At 58.0% G+C, this 1,283-nt stretch carries 3 protein-coding genes; 1 reads left to right on the forward strand and 2 read right to left on the reverse strand.

All coding sequences use genetic code 11. The features are described from left to right. Together VBE63_RS29615 and VBE63_RS29620 are read right to left on the reverse strand one after the other, a co-directional pair. Positions 1 to 507 (reverse strand): amidohydrolase family protein (locus VBE63_RS29615; protein ID WP_323686551.1); only part of this gene is annotated, 507 nt, incomplete at its 3' end. Positions 508 to 516: 9 nt separating this feature from the next. Further along, on the reverse strand, positions 517 to 750 hold the full coding sequence (locus VBE63_RS29620; protein WP_323686552.1) for a hypothetical protein: 234 nt from the start codon (positions 748 to 750) through the stop codon (positions 517 to 519). A gap of 259 nt (positions 751 to 1,009) precedes the next feature. On the opposite strand from VBE63_RS29620, the gene VBE63_RS29625 reads away from it, so the two are divergent. Beyond that, positions 1,010 to 1,138, forward strand: coding sequence for a hypothetical protein (locus tag VBE63_RS29625; protein ID WP_416274733.1), 129 nt, complete (start codon positions 1,010 to 1,012; stop codon positions 1,136 to 1,138). The last annotated feature ends 145 nt before the right edge of the window (positions 1,139 to 1,283 follow it).

Raw genomic sequence — 1,283 nt, forward strand, 5'->3', positions numbered from 1 at the left:
GGCCGGAAAGCGCGTATTGATCTGCTGTAAATGCCGCTCGATAAACACCGCTTCCCGATCGAAGACATCGATATCCCGGTCGGTGACTTCACCGTGCAGCAACAGCGGAAGATCGACCTCCTGCATGACCTCGAGCACCGCATCAACCTTGCTCAGATCCCGAACCCCGGCGTCGGAATGGGTCGTTGCACCCGCCGGATAAACCTTGACCGCATAGATCGCGTCTGAGGCCTTGGCCCGTCGGATCTCGTCCGGCGACGTGTTTTCGGTCAAATACAGTGTCATCAGCGGATCGAAGGTCATGCCCTCGGGAACCGCCGCCAGAATGCGGTTCCGATAGGCCACGGCCTGGGCTACTGTGGTGACCGGCGGCTTGAGGTTGGGCATCACAATGGCTCGCGCGAAGCAACGAGCGGTGTCCGCAATCACTGTCTTCAGCATGTCACTATCGCGCAGATGGAGATGCCAGTCGTCGGGTTTGGTTATTCGTATTTGCTGGTTTGACATTCCAAATAATCAGGACCATTCCAGGCTAACTGGACAACCTCGTTGATTACAGCATCCATCAAAGCAGGCGAGCATGCCTAACGTTCCTGGCGCGGTGGCACTACGGAGAACGTCCTTGTGATCGAGGACTTTCAATTTCTGCAGGCGCTTCTTCACGGGCTCGCTGGCTCCTGCAACCATGCCGCCTGCTGCGATGACATCATACGTCATATTCTCAATCGCCAGCGATACCGAGGTTCCCATGAGTGACACATCCGTCATGGTTGCCAGCACGCCTCAGAGATTGACCTTCCTGGACAGTCTCTCAGGGTAGGCGGCCATGCCCAGGATGGACGTCGCGGTCACGACGCCCTGGCCACCCAGTCCAGAGATGTGAATGGAAATCTTCTCAGCCATGACTGCTTGCCGCGGTTAATAAGGCACAGACGATCGGCGGTCGCGAGCCGGCCCAGACCGGGAGCATCTCGAACGCCCGCAGAGTGCCGGGACGCGCAGCTTCGACTTGGAGAAGTATCCTGCTCGCTATCTCGGCACTTTCGCCTATCGCTTCAACCGGCGCTTACATCTAGAGACCATTCACAGCCGTCTGCTGCTGGCGGCGACGACGACCGGGGAGCGCCCTGAGCGCTAGCTTCGTCTAGCTGAAGAAGCTTGCTAATCAGATTCCGCTTTAGTGCCGAAAGGCGTCTAGGTTGTCGCAGAACCAGTGGTATGTCTGCCGTAGCCCGGATTCCAGGTCATAGTGCGCTCGCCAGCTAAGCGCGGTGATTCGCGAA

The sequence above is a fragment of the Lamprobacter sp. genome (assembly GCF_034860625.1).
Taxonomy (GTDB): domain Bacteria; phylum Pseudomonadota; class Gammaproteobacteria; order Chromatiales; family Chromatiaceae; genus Lamprobacter.